Origin of the sequence: Gangjinia marincola (assembly GCF_039523415.1) — a bacterium.
Lineage (GTDB): Bacteria > Bacteroidota > Bacteroidia > Flavobacteriales > Flavobacteriaceae > Gangjinia > Gangjinia marincola.
In genome coordinates this window covers 128,909-142,767 of sequence record NZ_BAAAFG010000016.1, presented here as the reverse complement: position 1 = coordinate 142,767, position 13,859 = coordinate 128,909, and the positions used below count along the sequence as shown (strand labels likewise).

The window sequence follows — 13,859 nt, the reverse complement described above, 5'->3', positions numbered from 1 at the left end:
ATATGTTTTTAGCACTATGACAGGCAGCGCATTTTCTTTAGGAGAAGAAGTAGAGTTAAGAAAAGTCGAGTACAAACTTCACGGAGAGCTGTGGAAGAAATTTACTTGTGCTGATTTTGACTTGAAATTTGAGAATTGGATAAAAATAAAGTACTTGAATGAAAATGCAGATGATTTTGATGGTGGTGTTCTTGATGTTCCAAATGATAAAGGTGGACTTTATATGTTTTATGTAAAATGTAATATAATTTCTGGAATAACCGAATATCCCCTGTATGTTGGAAGAGCGCAAATAACAGAAAATCAAAATCTTAGAAAACGAGTGAAAGAATATTTTCAGAAATATAGTAAGAACAACGAAAGGCCAAAACTAACCAGAATGTTCAATTATTGGAAGAATGATTTGCATTTAGCTTATTTTCCGTTAGACGACAACGAGGATGTGATTAGTATTGAAAATCAATTCATAAACTCATTACTCTTACCTATGAATACTGAAATTCCTGATACCGAAGTTAAACAGGCAATAAAAGCATTCCAATAATGAAAATACCTGCACTAAAATCCAAAATGGGAGATTGGGATTATTATGTAACCACCTTGACTTTTGAACAAGTGAGTATGTATGTCTCAAAAATTGATGAGCAATTGCATAAATCAGATTCCCTTAAAGATCTGATTCAGAGAAGTATTACGAATAATTTTTTGAGCATTAAAAGTTATATTCTCAATCAACCTTCTGTCTTTTTCAATTCCCTTGTGCTAGCAGTTTACGACGATTATCCCGATTGGCAGGAAATTGAGTTTAAATATGATGATATGGAAACCTATAAAATGGGCTTGCTAGATTTTCCAAGTAATCATAAAATTTTTCCAGTTGATGGTCAACATCGAGTAGAAGGCATTAAAGCGGCCTTAATAGAGAACCCTGAATTCAAGACTCATCAAATAGCTGCAATTTTCATTGGTCATAAAAATGATCCGGAAGGAAAACAACGAACAAGAAGATTATTTACAACTTTGAATCGATATGCAAAACCAGTGAAATTGGATGATATTATTGCGTTAGACGAAGATGACTCTGTAGCAATAGTAACTAGATATATGTTAGAAGAATATGATTTATTTACCGACAAAAGAGTGGTTTATGCAAAGCAAAAGGCAATACCCAATAGTAACAAGGAAGCAATAACTTCTATAATAACTTTGTATCAAGCTAATGTTGAGTTGTTTAATGTTTATTTTCAAAACAAATTCAATAAAAAACCAACTAAAAGTAAGGTTGCTGAATATCTCAAATTTAGACCATCTGACGAAGAAATTGAAGAATTTAAAGCCTTTTGCATTCAGTATTGGGATGCGTTTAAAAATAATCTTTCATTTATATCGGACTACCTAAACCTAGAAGTGAATGCTGCCGCGCCTTTTAGAAATAGTGAAATAGGAGGAAATCTTCTTTTCCGTCCAATTGGCTTAATACCATTTATCAAAGCGTGCTTAACAATCTATAAAAGAGAAGAAAAATCATTTGATGAGATTTTAGAGAGGTTTAATGACATCAATTTTAACATCGATAGTAAACCTTGGCATTATGTTGTTTGGAACCCTATTGCAAAAAGAATGTTGATGAATTCTACTTCGTTGACCTATTTGCTATTGATTTACCTATATGATAGAGAATTAATTCAAGGAAATGAGTTGCAAAGGCTGAAAGAAGGATATGCCTCTAAAATTTCCTACGAACAGGATTTAGATAATGTTTTACAAGAAATCGATTGAGTCAAAAACAAAACATATCGTACCTAGACTACAATTCGACTACCCCAATCGATCCGAGGGTACTAGATGCAATGCTACCTTATCTAAAAGATAATTTTGGTAACTCAAGCAGTACCCATCATTTTGGTCAAATCATAAATAAAAGAGTAAAACAAGCTAGAAGTCAAATCGCTCATTTTATAAATTCAGAATCCAGTGAACTAATCTTTACTAGTGGGGCTACGGAAGCAATCAACATTGCTCTTAAAGGAATAGCAGAAAGCTATAATAACAAAGGTAACCACATCATTACTGTTTCGACCGAACATAAGGCAGTTCTAGACACTTGCAAAGATTTGGAAAGAAAAGGGTTCGAGGTAACTTTTCTACCTATTAAAGAAAATGGTCTACTTTGTTTAGATCTCTTAGAAGAATCCATTAGGACGGATACCATTCTTGTTTCGGTTATGTTCGTCAATAACGAAACAGGAGTCATTCAACCGATCAAAAAAATTGCTGAGATAGTTCACGAGAAAGGAGCTTTATTTATGACAGACGCAACACAAGCGCTGGGTAAAATTGAAGTTGATGTTCAGGAATTAGGTATAGACCTACTCTGCTTCAGCGGACACAAGATGTATGCCCCAAAAGGCATTGGTGCTCTATTTATACGAAGAAGTGATAAAACGGTAAATCTTACACCTCAGACACACGGTGGTGGTCACGAAATTGGTTTGAGAAGTGGAACATTGAATGTTCCTGGGATTATTGCTTTAGCGAAAGCCTGTGAAATCTCTAGCCAAGAAATGATAGAAAATCGCGCTCTAGTTTCTGAATTAAGAGATACCTTGGAATATGAATTGGTGAAAATAGGCCAAACATCACTGAATGGTGATTTAACTAAAAGAATTTATAATACAACTAATATTTGTTTCAAAGGTCAAGATGCCAATGTACTAATTGGTAGAATGAAGACCATTGCAGTTTCGAATGGTTCTGCTTGTTCATCAGCTGTTTTTGAACCTTCTCACGTGCTCAAATCGATGGGGCTTAGTGATGATGACGCACTCGCTTCTTTGCGTTTTTCACTCGGAAAATATAATACAATTGAGGATGTCAAACTAGTTGTGGAAACCATAAAAAAACTAACTGAACCTCAATCAAAATATGCTTAAAGACTGCGAATGGTCAAAAGATCGAGACTATAAAACAGATTCTGAAAATGAACCGCTACAATTTTACTTAGATGGGTTGGCCAATAGTAATGAGTTTAACCTACTACTAGGCTATTTCAGTTCTTCTGCTATCAACCTGCTTTCAGTTGGCTTTGCCACCTTCATCAGTAAAGGTGGTAAAATGAAAATGGTTATAAACCATTTGCTTTCTTCAAAAGACAAAGAAGCGATAACAAAAGCAGATACTGAACCTCAAGGAAAGGTTTTTGATTTAATGGATGTAGTTTCTTTGGGAAAAGTGTTGGATGAATATGATACTCATTTTTTTGAGTGTTTAACTTTTCTCATTTCTGAAAAGAGAATAGAAATCAAAGTGATCAAACCAAAAAATGGAAAAGGAATAGCGCATTATAAGTCTGGAATTTTTAGTGATGGGCAAGATTCGGTAGGTTACAAGGCATCCTGCAATTTCACCCTTTATGGATTATCTGAGAATTTAGAGGAACTCGAAGCTTTTCTAAGCTGGGAAAATGGACGATCAAATACCTTGATACGAAAACAGCGGAAACTGATTGATGCTTATTTTTCTGAAAAGGATGAAGACGTAGAGTATATTCCCGTTGATGATATAGAAGTTGTACTTAAGGATAAGTTTGGTAAAAAGGATATCAATGAACTACTTGTTCAAGAAGAACAACTCTTAAAAAAGAAGAGAAGTCTCATCTCAAATCCTAAACTAAAACGAACGATTACAAAACTTTTCAATCAAATCGACATCATTCGCAGAACACCTAAATTTCCTTATAAGGAAGGCCCTAGAGAATATCAGATTAATGCGTATAAAAAATGGGTTGACAATAATTACAAGGGAATTTTTGCGATGGCGACAGGGACGGGAAAAACAATTACATCTCTTAACTGTTTATTAAACGAATATAAAGAAACAAACGTTTATAGAGCCATTATAACCGTACCCACAACCGCACTAGTAGAACAATGGAAAAAAGAATGTGCTAAGTTTAACTTCAAAAATATCATTACTGTAAGTTCTAAGGAAAATTGGGATAATAATCTTGCTTTCTTCAACACAGCGTCAAAACTTATTGATACATCTTTTATTGTCATTGTTACATATGCATCCTTACCGAGAAAGAAATTTCAGAGCTACTTCACCCAACTTCCTGATGACACTATCTTAATTGCAGATGAGACCCATAATTTGGGTTCACAAGGCCTTTTAAAAATTTTACCGACTATACATTTAGAAAAGAGAATAGGATTATCCGCTACACCACGTAGAAAATTCGACGAACTTGGAAATACAGCCATTCAAGATTTTTTCAATGACAAACCGCCTTACATAGTTTCATATTCTATGGAAGAAGCTCTAAAAATAGGTTGGTTGTGCAGTTATACGTATTACCCACACGTGGTTAAACTCACAGATCGGGAATTAGAGGAGTATAGGAAATTATCCTTACAATTACTAAGAATGGGAATGTTTGATAAAGAAACGGGTGCGTTTAAAAGCAGTCCTGAAATCGAGAGGTTACTTCTTCAAAGAAAACGCATCATTCACAAAGCAGCAAATAAACTCGAAGCTTTTAAAAATATAATAATCAATGAATATGATAAGCGCAAAGATCTAAAATATACACTGGTGTATGTACCAGAAGGTGTAGAATCAAATTTTGAAAATGTGGATTTTAGCACTGAAACGGAAGATGAAAATAGATTGATAAATGAATATACTAAAGCTGTAAGCCAAACGGACGAATCTATTATGGTTAAGCAATTCACTGCTAACTCGATTAATCGCGAAAACATATTGAAGAATTTTGAATCTGGGAATGTTCACGTATTAACGTCAATGAAGTGTTTAGACGAAGGTGTAGATGTCCCTCGTTCCGAGTTGGCAGTATTTTGCGCTAGTACCGGAAACCCAAGACAGTTCATTCAACGTAGAGGAAGAGTTTTACGCTTGCACTATAATAAAACCCACGCAACAATTCACGATCTAGTAGTAGTCCCAGAGGTTGGTTCTGAAGAAAATACTTTTGAGATGGAAAAAGGATTGGTAAGGAAAGAACTAGAGAGAGTTGTTGATTTCGCTAATCTTGCTATGAATAAGTCTGACACTTACAAAACATTAAAGAATATTTTGGACTATTATAGTTTGAATCTGAACGATATATAAAATAACTCTTATGGCAAGAAAAGATACTATACTTAAAAGTTTTTTGACTCACGACTTACTTGAATCTAAATATGAATTTGATAAGGCAGATTTACCTTCTACAGTGAGAGAAGCGCTATCCTCTGACAAACCAATTATTAAAGCGATTGCCTTGATAGTAGATGGATTAGACGGTACTTCACCAGTTACGGACTCAGTACTAAGGAATCAAGTCACACAATTTCTAAACGAGGCCTTATGATTATCAGAAAAATACAAATAGACAATTATCTATGTTACTACGACACCAATACTTTTGTTTTGTCGGAAGGTTTGAATATTATCCTCGGTGAAAACGGAGAAGGGAAAACGAAATTTTTTGAAGCTGTCGATTGGCTGTTCAATGGTGAGAATGAAGATTTAGAATTGCTTGTTTCTGCGAAAAAATTAAGTGAAACTGAAATTGGTGAAAGTTTCAGGGTAAGAGTGTCAATGACTGTTGAACAGTATGGCGATAGTAAAATAATAACTAGGTCCTTTTTGGCTAAAAAGGAAAAAGAAAATCAATGTTCGACTTCAAGCTTTATGATTGAAGGTATAGAAGAAAATAGTTCAGGCGAGAGAAGTCAGGTAGATGGTGCAGCTCTTCTTGATAGGGTATTCCCTTTTCAAATTCGAAAATATTCTATGTTTAAAGGTGAAGCTGATTTAAACATTTTTGAAAGTGATAATGCCCTAGTCAACCTTATCAACTTATTTTCAGAAGCAAAACACTATGATAAATATTCAGAGAAAGGTACTTTTCTTAGAGAGAAAGCTGAAAAAGCAGTTGAAGATTCTGCGAAACGTGATAAGAAAAACGCAAACCTTTACAAGAAGCTTGAGGGAGAGATTTCGCTTCTTGAAAAAGAGAAAGCTAAATACGAAGTTCATTTAAATTCTACTGATGAGGAGATTAGGAAAATTGAAGGTAATTTACAATTAGCAGAAAGTCACGTCAAAAACGCAGATGCTTTAGAAACCTTAAATAAACGAATTAAAGGTATTGAACAAAAAATTTCTTTTCTCAACGGTAGAATTGATGAAAACTATACCACATCCCTGTTTGATGAAAATTGGATTCTTGTCAATTTCGAACCATTTCACAAAGAGTTTGCTGAAAAGGTATCTGAGCATAGTAAAAAACGAAGAGAACTTCAATCTGAGTTTGACAAAGACAAGGGAATTAAACTTGGTGAGAAAAAAGCAAAAGCAGATTTGCTGAACAATGCTGTTCCACTTCCTGCTGGTGTACCTTCAAAGGCACATATGGAAGAAATGCTAAACGATGAAATATGCAAAGTATGTAATCGTGAAGCAGAAAAGGGTTCTGACGCCTATGAATTTATGATGGAAAGACTCAAGAATTATCTAGAAAGTCAAGCTGTCGATGAAAAAGAAGATGAAGAAGATGAGCCTCTTTTTAAGCTAGATTATACCAATAGACTTGAAAATTTGAGTATTAGTCACGAAGACAATTTAAAAAATCTTAGATCAATAAGAACTAAAATTAAAGAACTATTCGAGTTTAATGGTGATAGAAAAAAAGAGATTGATGAATTAAATGAGCAGTTAGAAAAGGAAAAATTAGAAAGGGAGAGAATTTTAGGTAATTCTAGCATTGCAGAAGAAAAATTAGTAGATGTACTTAAAAATTATAATGCTTGGCAAAAGGATTTAAAAAATCAGAATGAGGATCAACTTAGATACAACACAGAACATCAGAAGCTTGAAACCCAATTGAAAATAAAAAAAGAGGAAAAAGACAGAATAGATACTGATTCAGCAAATTCATTCTTGATTAAAACGAGAGATATATTACGAGATGTTGAAGCTATCTTCATAGATACAAAAGAGAAAAAGTTTGATGAATTTATTGAAAAGCTACAAACGAAGTCGAATAACTTCTTCAAAAAAATTAATATTGATGCTTTCACTGGTACAATCGTGTTTACGAGGCGAAATAAAGTAAATCGAACTATAGTTGAAGTTGAGTTGCAAGAGGATGGAAGAGTTTTCTATAAACCAAATCAATCTTTGTTAACATCAATGCATATTTCAATTCTTTTTGCTATTTCAGAATTGGCCACAGAGACGAAAGAAGAGAATTTCCCAATGATTTTTGATGCGCCTACATCATCATTTGGTGAGAATAAAACTGCTCAGTTCTTGAACTTAATCTTTGAAACCGAGAATCAGAAAATATTACTCATTAAAGATTTTCTTCATACCGATAAAACGGCTAAAACACTATCAATCAAAAAAGAATTTGAGAGCATTAGAAGAGATAAAGCTTTTTGGGTAAAACTAGAGAGGCCTTTTGATCCAAATAATTTGAAGACAATTAACACACAAGTAATTACACTATAGGATGAATAATTTATTTGAAAAATGGAAAACTAAAATTCCAAAATACAGTGAGGTTCATAAGGACTTGTTTGCTTCACTTTCTCAAAAGTTTGGAGCCGAGGGTGAAAAGAAGATTAATCTGGGGAAGCATTTCAGTACTAACTACGAATTATATACCTATTCCTTCTTTCTAGGTCTCTACAACGATGAATATAGTCCAATTCCTGATAATGAAAAGAAAACAGACTTTAGCCATCATATTCAGCATTGGGGTAGCAAAAGTTCCGCTATTCGTAAAGACTTTACCAACTTACAAGAGAATATGTTTATTGCATTAATCGCAAAAACAGATATAAACTTGATAGACTTAGAGAAAGGGGAACTTGATGAAGATCAAACAATTAAATTAATTCTAAAAACAATGGAATCATACACAAATGGAGGTCTTATTCTGATCAAAGAAAAGTTAGAGGAAAATCCGAATTATTTTTTACAGCCAACTTCTTTTTTGGATATAATATTAGACAGTAGAAATTTATAGATAAATAATTCTAGTTTCATTAAATATTACAATTTCCATTGAAACAAATATTAATATATCATATTCAGCAGTAACTACCTCAAAAATGAACTTTTTCTAAATACTTTAAAACTCTTTTTCTAAAAAATTCTGCTATGAAACATTTCTTTCTGTTGTTGGCATTTCTCGCTTGCACCGGCTATGCCCAAACTCCTGATGCACGCCCTACGCTAGATTCTGCGATTGAGAAACAAACCGCTGCATTTGCAGAGGAACTGATTGAGATCAGGAGGGATTTTCATCGCTTTCCTGAAATCGCTGGAGAGGAAAAACGTACCGCAAAGATCATCGCTGAGTATTTAATCAACAACGGACTTGAAGTACACCAAAACATAGGCGGCTACGGTGTGGTAGGCATCCTTAACACCGGGAAGCCCGGTAAAAAGATCGCCTGGCGGGCGGATATAGATGCGTTACCCACAGAATTAGAAGACGACCCGGTGGAGTTTAAATCCCAACACCCAGGCGTGCGGCATATCTGCGGACATGATGTGCATACCACCATCGCCATGGGTATTGCCAAAAACGTCGCAGCGCTTAAAGATCAGCTGAGCGGGACCTATTATTTTGTGTTTCAGCCAGCCGAAGAAAACATCACCGGTGCCAAAGCCATGCTAGAAGATGGACTCTTGGAACTCATTCAACCCGATGAATTCTACGCCTTGCACCTTACGCCTTTCCCCACCGGAGTCATCGCCACCAAACCCAATGAGCTCTATGCGCACTATAAAAAAGTAGTCGTAACCTTAAACACCACAAACCCTGAGGGGATCGAAAAAGCCAAAGAGATCATTGACTCCTTTGATAACGTGTCCAGTGATCAGTTTGGAAGTCCGGCATCGTTTGAGAGTGAACGTATTGGGATTTTTGGATACGAATCCATCTACAGCGACTATATCTTTAGGGAAAGTGATTTTTATGTAAATGAAAGCAAGGATAAAGCCACTATCACCAGTTATTTTAGCTTTAGTCACGCCAAGCGACTGGAGCAGTTTAAGCGGGAGCTTAACGAACGCCTGCAGAAAAATGACCTTAACACCTATACTCCGTCACTGGAGATAATCGACCAATCCTACGTACTCAAGAATGATCCTAATGTGACCAAGGCTGCCATTTCCTATTTAGGAAAAGACCCCCAAAACTTTATCGAATTAACCGGAGTCTTTCCCGGTGGGCGGAGTGATGATTTCGCGCTGTTCTTAGACAAGGTCCCGGGGACATATTTTTTTGTGGGTGCCTCTGATTACGAAAAAGGCATCATCTCCATGCCCCACGATCCTAACTTTCAGGTGGATGAAAGCGTGATCGGCAAAGCTACTAATGTCTTTACCCGATTTATGGCGCACAGGGCAGGAGAGGAATAGGCGATTTTGGATCAGCTGCCAGGAATTGGTTAAGGCTATCTGTGGGAATCTAAGCGAGATAAAGCAATATCAAAACAGCGTAAGCGATGTCAAGCTGAGCCTGTCGAAGCTTTGTTATGTGCAGTATATCAATATATTTTGACAGAGCCTTTGCTGAGCTTAGTCGAGGTACTCAATATGACATCTAGGAAGGAGACTGTTTTGATATTGCTTTAGTTTCAGAATTAGCCTAATTACTTCTTAAGGTTCAGTACCACGATAAACAATCGGCCAAAAATAAAGGTGACCAGGGAAAATACGGTGGTTAGAAAGGCGAGTTTGATTCCGCCGGCCATCATGCCTTTAGAGACATCCCCGGCGCCTTCAATGGAATCAAAGGCTTCTATCAATCCAATGACTGTACCCAGCGCTCCCCAGCTTAAAATAAAGATGCTGATGTTGCTAAGTAGGGTAATGGTTTTTTGCTTGTCTGCGGTGCTGACCAACTGGCGGACGAACAGTGCCACTAACACAATAAATACGATAACGATGGGCCACATAAATACGGGGCCGCCTTCTTGAATTCTGTCTAACATAGGTTGAAAATTTTAATTGTTTTGACAAACATACCCGCTGTAAAGCTAACAGAATTTTTTTTGCGACCAATGACCCATTGATGTCGGGATTTAACCATCTTATCACTATTATCCGCTAAAAGAATCAAGACCGCTATGCTTATAGCACCAAGAACCAAGGCATAATTGTTACCATTTGACAATCATGTCTATATGTGATTTGGATTATCGGCTGAAGAAGTCTTCTTAAACTAGTTAAAAGCATGGTGTCATTTGATTAACATGATCGTTAAGCGCTGTTATGATTGCCTTTTTGGATGTAGTCAAAGAATTTAACCGGACACTATTACCATCTTATATCAAAAGTCAAAAGCCCCGCTAAAACCGTCGTTCGTCTCAAAACCTGCCCTGTTTCTACGATATTTTGCATCTTGCAGCCGTGGAAATCCTGCCTTTTAAACAACCTAAGTATTTGTTGATGCATCTGCTGCTGTGGGTGGGGGTGTGGTTTTTTTACGTGTATTTTTTTAGCTATAACTCGGCCAACTCGCTCTACGTTACCTGGTTCTCCAGCCTGTTACTGCCCATTGCGATGGGAGCGACCTATGTGACGGTCTATTATTTGATTCCGCAATATTTATTGACCCGCAGATACGGTTTGTTTACGTTGTACAGTGCCTATACCATCATCTTTACCACCTACGCCGTCGTACTGGCGATGTTTGGCAGCTTTATCTTTTTATCCAATTTTGAGGTGTCCACCATGCCACCTATGAGCCGAAATGTGTTCTTTATCCTGATCCTTATTTTTCTGGTGGTGGGATTGGTCAGTTTTATGGTGCTGCTGCGGCATAGTTTTAAGACCAGTGCAACCAATAAAGCCCTTCAGAATAAAATACTGGATACCCAATTGCAACTTAAACAGCAGGAATTACAGTATCTAAAACGTCAGTTGCATCCGCATTTTTTATTTAATTCGCTCAACACCATTTACGGCTTTGCATTAAAAAACAGTTTGCAGACGCCGGACATCATCCTTAAATTTTCTAACCTGCTGGATTATATTTTATATCAGGTGCAGGAGCAACAGGTTACGCTGGAACAGGAACTGGCACACATCAAGGAATACATTAGTTTGGAGGAATTGAGGTTTCCGGATACGCTGGAGGTGGATTGGAAACTATCTGACTCAGCGCTGGAAAAATATCAACATCTTCAGCTTCCGCCTATGTTGTTTTTACCTTTTGTGGAGAATGCCTTCAAGCATGGTACAATTATAAATGGCACATTGCGTATTGGGTTAGCCTTTAACGTAACAGCGCAAGAAATCATGTTTACCATCTGCAATAGCTTCCGCGAAAGCGAACATTCCACAGAAACCGGCATTGGATTACCCAATATCAAAAAACGGCTGGAGTTGCTTTTTCCGCAGCGGCATCAGTTTGAGATCAGTGCTGCTCAAGATCAGTATAGCGTTAGTTTAACCCTTCAACTCAAAAACCATGCGATATAAGGTGATGATTGTGGATGATGAACGTACCGCGCGGGAGATTTTAGTGCGTCACCTGGCCGAAGAAAGCGAGGTGGAGGTGGTGGCCGAGTGTACCAATGCGATTGAGGCGATGCAGTATGTAAAAGCGAATACGGTGGATCTGGTGTTTTTAGACATTAATATGCCCGAAATTTCGGGATTAGCCTTTGCCAAGGTGTTGGAGCAGGATACCCCGGTGATCTTTACCACGGCGCACCGTGAATATGCCGTAGAGGGATTTGAACTGCAGGCGGTGGATTATTTATTAAAACCCATTGCTAAAGAACGGCTGCAACAGGCCATTGCCAAGCTGGTGGGGAGGGTGCACGTTCCTTTACCTCCATCGGTAGCCTCTAAGGAGTCGGCAGATGCGTTTGTGTTTGTGCGTGAAAACCGAAAAATGACAAAAATTGAGTTTGAGGATATCGTATTTGTAGAGAGTTTGAGTGATTACATCAAGATTCATTTAACTGACAAAACCGTGGTGACGCGGGAGACCATTTCTGCCTTTGAAGGTAAACTACCTGGTTCTGCCTTTTTGCGAATACACCGCTCCTTTATCGTGTCGCTTGCTGCAATTACCGGCTATACCAATGAAACGGTAGAGGTATCGGGCAAAGCTTTGCCCATCAGCCGATCCTATCGGGCAGAGGTGGTGGCGCGGCTTTCTAGCTTTGAGTAATCTCTAATACCTTAAAACTCCTTAATCCATTGAAAAGTGGCTTCAATCACTGCCTTCTTATTTTGGTTCACATAATCCAGATAGGCGGTAGCGGCCGGAGAGAGCTTTTTGGAAGACAGCCAGATCAAATTCCAATTGGTAATGATGGGCAATCCTTTGACCGGAATGATGCGTAAGTCTTCATTTTTTAGTTCATTCTTAATTCCAATGAGCGGCATGATAGAGGATCCCAGCCCGGCAACAACGGCTTGTTTCACCGCTTCATTGGAGGTGAGTTCCATCTTTTTTTGTACGTTGAACTTGTTTTTGGAGATATAGGTTTCCATGGCGTTTCGGGTGGCAGAACCTTGTTCTCTGTAAATTAAGGGATAGTTTTCGAATAAGGTTTTTTTACGTGCTTTAGGATTGACATCCATCTTGGTACCGGTAACGTAAAATAATTTATTGGGCATTAGCTCCACCCGGTTGACCTTGAGTTTTTTGGGCAGGACCGAAACTAACGCAAAATCTACTTCGTTAAGTTCCAGGCTTTCGATGACCCTGGATTTATTGGTCACATCTATGATAAGTTCCACGCCTTTGTGCTGATTGAGAAAATCAGTCAAAAAATAGGGCATCACGTATTTACCGGTGGACACGACAGAGAGTTTTAGTCGGCCAAAGAGTTCTCCCTGATAGTTCAGGGTTTTATGATTGATGGACTGGACTTCATTTAAGATATTTTCAGCCGCTTCTGCTATTTCTTTCCCAAAATCGGTTACATAAAGTTTTCTTCCTACCACTTCGGTCAGGGGAATATTAAACTGATCCTGAAAGTTTTTAAGCTGAATGGAGACGGCCGGTTGGGTTAAATGCAATTCTTCAGAAGCCTTGGTAATGCTTTGTAACTGGGCGACTTTTAGAAAAATCTGAAGCTGGTGTAAGGTATAGTTCATAAGATTAATTTATGTATTGTATTATAAATATAAATAAAAATAAATGAATATATATCTCAATCTTTGCACCGTTAAATTATTTAATCCACACTTAATAAACACGTATCATGGAAATCCAATTCGCAGAACCCACGACAGATGTCAATCAAAAAATTCAATTAGTTCAAGGAAGCTTTACCCCTTCTGAAGCCTCTCACGTTATTTGCTCCTTGCTTGATGAGAAGATCAACTTTCATAAAATTCAGCGTCTTCAAATGAGAGAGGGTGATGAATGTTGTGAGACCAAACCGCTAGATGGTCGTATTCAAGAATTACAAGAGGAAAAACGAATAGCTAAAGAATATATCGCAGGGATCAGAGCTTTAGGAAAGAACCTCAAAATCGACGGAATTCTAAACATCACTGTTGATAACGACTAGTTCTTATTCACTTACCAACCTTAAAAGATTCATTATGCAATTCACAAGAACTCATTTACTATCTGCCGGTGGCGTTCTGTTCTTTGCTTTTTTCATGGGATTGTCGTTTTACAATAACGCGCTCTTTTTCGACCAAATTCTTATCTGCACTGTCATCTTAGGACTAATCTTTTTTATCAAAGGTAAAAATCAATCCAACGAATCTAGGTCTACTTCTACAGCAGAGATGAATCAAAAGGTAAGCCTGGAGCGAACGGATCATGGCCTTAACTCTAGTAGAAATTCTAATCTATAACA

At 37.3% G+C, this 13,859-nt stretch carries 14 protein-coding genes; 12 read left to right on the top strand and 2 right to left on the bottom strand.

Annotated elements, in window-relative coordinates; all coding sequences use genetic code 11:
• The first annotated feature begins 16 nt into the window (after nt 1–16).
• From ABD000_RS11520 to ABD000_RS11485, 8 genes are all read left to right on the top strand, one after another.
• On the top strand, nt 17–544 hold the full coding sequence (locus ABD000_RS11520) for a GIY-YIG nuclease family protein (RefSeq protein ID WP_130962954.1): 528 nt from the start codon (nt 17–19) through the stop codon (nt 542–544).
• Complete coding sequence (locus ABD000_RS11515; RefSeq protein WP_343767637.1) at nt 544–1,779, top strand: DNA sulfur modification protein DndB; 1,236 nt, start codon at nt 544–546, stop codon at nt 1,777–1,779. The genes ABD000_RS11520 and ABD000_RS11515 overlap by 1 nt, the downstream gene beginning before the upstream one ends.
• The gene (locus ABD000_RS11510) at nt 1,776–2,933 is read left to right on the top strand and encodes a cysteine desulfurase family protein (protein WP_343767634.1); all 1,158 of its coding nucleotides are present in this window, start codon (nt 1,776–1,778) and stop codon (nt 2,931–2,933) included. Before ABD000_RS11515 ends, ABD000_RS11510 begins: the two co-directional genes overlap by 4 nt.
• Entirely contained in the window at nt 2,926–5,130 is a 2,205-nt protein-coding gene (locus tag ABD000_RS11505) for a DEAD/DEAH box helicase family protein (protein ID WP_343767631.1), read from the top strand. Before ABD000_RS11510 ends, ABD000_RS11505 begins: the two co-directional genes overlap by 8 nt.
• Nucleotides 5,131–5,140: 10 nt before the next feature.
• A complete protein-coding gene (locus tag ABD000_RS11500; RefSeq protein WP_343767628.1) occupies nt 5,141–5,371 on the top strand; it encodes a hypothetical protein in 231 nt (76 codons plus the stop codon).
• On the top strand, nt 5,368–7,518 hold the full coding sequence (locus ABD000_RS11495) for an AAA family ATPase (RefSeq protein ID WP_343767626.1): 2,151 nt from the start codon (nt 5,368–5,370) through the stop codon (nt 7,516–7,518). Before ABD000_RS11500 ends, ABD000_RS11495 begins: the two co-directional genes overlap by 4 nt.
• Before the next feature lies 1 nt (nt 7,519).
• Nucleotides 7,520–8,038 carry a hypothetical protein gene (locus ABD000_RS11490; protein WP_343767623.1) on the top strand — a complete coding sequence of 173 codons (519 nt, stop codon included), beginning with the start codon at nt 7,520–7,522 and terminating at the stop codon, nt 8,036–8,038.
• 134 nt (nt 8,039–8,172) lie between these two features.
• Nucleotides 8,173–9,441 (top strand): M20 metallopeptidase family protein, encoded by a 1,269-nt coding sequence (locus tag ABD000_RS11485; RefSeq protein WP_343767620.1) that lies wholly within the window; start codon nt 8,173–8,175, stop codon nt 9,439–9,441.
• Between the two features lie 233 nt (nt 9,442–9,674).
• Here ABD000_RS11485 and ABD000_RS11480 read toward each other — a convergent pair whose 3' ends face one another.
• Nucleotides 9,675–10,016 carry a MotA/TolQ/ExbB proton channel family protein gene (locus ABD000_RS11480; protein WP_343767617.1) on the bottom strand — a complete coding sequence of 114 codons (342 nt, stop codon included), beginning with the start codon at nt 10,014–10,016 and terminating at the stop codon, nt 9,675–9,677.
• Nucleotides 10,017–10,434: 418 nt separating this feature from the next.
• On the opposite strand from ABD000_RS11480, the gene ABD000_RS11475 reads away from it, so the two are divergent.
• Together ABD000_RS11475 and ABD000_RS11470 are read left to right on the top strand one after the other, a co-directional pair.
• Complete coding sequence (locus tag ABD000_RS11475; RefSeq protein ID WP_343767615.1) at nt 10,435–11,508, top strand: sensor histidine kinase; 1,074 nt, start codon at nt 10,435–10,437, stop codon at nt 11,506–11,508.
• Nucleotides 11,498–12,208: a LytR/AlgR family response regulator transcription factor gene (locus tag ABD000_RS11470; RefSeq protein ID WP_343767613.1), complete on the top strand. Its 711-nt coding sequence runs from the start codon at nt 11,498–11,500 to the stop codon at nt 12,206–12,208. The genes ABD000_RS11475 and ABD000_RS11470 overlap by 11 nt, the downstream gene beginning before the upstream one ends.
• A gap of 11 nt (nt 12,209–12,219) precedes the next feature.
• On the opposite strand, the gene ABD000_RS11465 is transcribed toward ABD000_RS11470, so the two are convergent.
• Complete coding sequence (locus tag ABD000_RS11465) at nt 12,220–13,143, bottom strand: LysR family transcriptional regulator (RefSeq protein WP_343767611.1); 924 nt, start codon at nt 13,141–13,143, stop codon at nt 12,220–12,222.
• 107 nt (nt 13,144–13,250) lie between these two features.
• On the opposite strand from ABD000_RS11465, the gene ABD000_RS11460 reads away from it, so the two are divergent.
• Together ABD000_RS11460 and ABD000_RS11455 are read left to right on the top strand one after the other, a co-directional pair.
• Complete coding sequence (locus ABD000_RS11460; protein ID WP_343767608.1) at nt 13,251–13,562, top strand: hypothetical protein; 312 nt, start codon at nt 13,251–13,253, stop codon at nt 13,560–13,562.
• A 34-nt stretch (nt 13,563–13,596) separates the two neighbouring features.
• A complete protein-coding gene (locus ABD000_RS11455) occupies nt 13,597–13,857 on the top strand; it encodes a hypothetical protein (RefSeq protein ID WP_343767606.1) in 261 nt (86 codons plus the stop codon).
• The last annotated feature ends 2 nt before the right edge of the window (nt 13,858–13,859 follow it).

Coding starts and splice junctions, on each gene's coding strand:
- ABD000_RS11520 (WP_130962954.1), top strand. CDS start 17: ATGACAGGCAGCGCATTTTCTTTAGGAGAAGAAGTAGAGTTAAGAAAA.
- ABD000_RS11515 (WP_343767637.1), top strand. CDS start 544: ATGAAAATACCTGCACTAAAATCCAAAATGGGAGATTGGGATTATTAT.
- ABD000_RS11505 (WP_343767631.1), top strand. CDS start 2,926: ATGCTTAAAGACTGCGAATGGTCAAAAGATCGAGACTATAAAACAGAT.
- ABD000_RS11500 (WP_343767628.1), top strand. CDS start 5,141: ATGGCAAGAAAAGATACTATACTTAAAAGTTTTTTGACTCACGACTTA.
- ABD000_RS11495 (WP_343767626.1), top strand. CDS start 5,368: ATGATTATCAGAAAAATACAAATAGACAATTATCTATGTTACTACGAC.
- ABD000_RS11490 (WP_343767623.1), top strand. CDS start 7,520: ATGAATAATTTATTTGAAAAATGGAAAACTAAAATTCCAAAATACAGT.
- ABD000_RS11485 (WP_343767620.1), top strand. CDS start 8,173: ATGAAACATTTCTTTCTGTTGTTGGCATTTCTCGCTTGCACCGGCTAT.
- ABD000_RS11480 (WP_343767617.1), bottom strand. CDS start 10,016: ATGTTAGACAGAATTCAAGAAGGCGGCCCCGTATTTATGTGGCCCATC.
- ABD000_RS11470 (WP_343767613.1), top strand. CDS start 11,498: ATGCGATATAAGGTGATGATTGTGGATGATGAACGTACCGCGCGGGAG.
- ABD000_RS11465 (WP_343767611.1), bottom strand. CDS start 13,143: ATGAACTATACCTTACACCAGCTTCAGATTTTTCTAAAAGTCGCCCAG.
- ABD000_RS11460 (WP_343767608.1), top strand. CDS start 13,251: ATGGAAATCCAATTCGCAGAACCCACGACAGATGTCAATCAAAAAATT.
- ABD000_RS11455 (WP_343767606.1), top strand. CDS start 13,597: ATGCAATTCACAAGAACTCATTTACTATCTGCCGGTGGCGTTCTGTTC.